The sequence below is a fragment of the Halocynthiibacter sp. genome, from assembly GCF_049608145.1.
Taxonomy (GTDB): domain Bacteria; phylum Pseudomonadota; class Alphaproteobacteria; order Rhodobacterales; family Rhodobacteraceae; genus Halocynthiibacter.
In genome coordinates this window covers 1-1,262 of record NZ_JBMYXF010000108.1, presented here as the reverse complement: position 1 = coordinate 1,262, position 1,262 = coordinate 1, and the positions used below count along the sequence as shown (strand labels likewise).

General features: G+C 54.5%; 1 protein-coding gene. It reads right to left on the bottom strand.

The window, feature by feature from the left end; genetic code table 11:
* The coding region (locus ACPGUT_RS16010) for an AAA family ATPase (protein ID WP_423993114.1) at positions 1 to 1,262 on the bottom strand (1,262 nt) is incomplete at both ends.

The window sequence follows — 1,262 nt, the reverse complement described above, 5'->3', positions numbered from 1 at the left end:
TTTCGCGGCCCTCACCATCGTTGATGATGCCTTTGTCAAACGCCTGATAGAAGATATTCATCACATCCGCATGGGCCTTTTCGACCTCATCCAGCAACACCACAGAATAAGGCTTGCGCCGGATCGCTTCGGTCAGAACACCACCTTCACCATATCCAACATAACCAGGAGGCGAGCCGATCAGACGGCTAACCGTATGTTTTTCCTGGTATTCCGACATATTGATCACGGTCAGGAACTGCTTGCCACCAAACAGATGTTCGGCCACCTGTTCCGCAGTTTCGGTTTTGCCAACACCGGATGGCCCAACCAAAAGGAACGTGCCACGTGGTGTATTTTCACGTACAAAATCAAGCCGCGCCGCCTTCATGCGATCATGGATCACATCAATCGCCAGATCCTGCCCACGCACACCTGCTTTCAGACGATCGCCAAGTAACAAAACCTTCGCTGCGTCATCGTCTGACATAGCCGAGGCCGGAACGCCGGTCCAATCCGCAATCACATCTGCAACCGCATCATTGCCCACCTCAAAATTCACAAGCGGTGCATTATTGTGACGCGCATCACGCAATTCCGTCAGCAAGGCGCTGACTTCATTCTGCCAATCATCCTGTGTGCCTTCGGGGGCTTCCTCGTCTTCATCCAACTCGGCTTCCGGATCGCGTGCAATCCAGCTGCGCAGATCAATCACCCGGTCCACCTTTGCCTTTTCCGCATCCCATCGGGCGCGTAAATTGTCTGCATCTTCTTGCAAACGCGCAATTTCATGATCCGTTGACGCAGCATCATCCACAGCACCTTCCGCGCGCATCAGAACGTCGCGTGCTTCATCTTTTTGGCGCAGCTCCAACATCTGAATGCGTTTTTCCAACAGCTCCAATTCGCGCGGGCGCGCGGTCTGTCCCGCTGCGACACGCACACATGCGGTATCCAGAACATCAAAGGCTTTATCCGGCAATTGTCGCCCGGTCAGATAGCGGTCCGACAAATGCGACGCCGCCTGAAGCGCTGCATCCGAGATATAAACATGATGGGTTTCTTCATAAGCAGACCGCAAGCCGCGCAGAATAGTCACCGCCTGATCGGGGGAAGGTTCATCCAGTTTGATCAGTTGGAACCGCCGGGTCAGGGCCGGATCTTTTTCGAAATATTTCTTATATTCAGACCACGTGGTTGCCGCGATGGCTCGCAGCTGTCCCCGGGCCAAAGCTGGTTTTAGCAAATTGGCTGCATCCGACCCGCCAGCTTGCCCGCCCGCC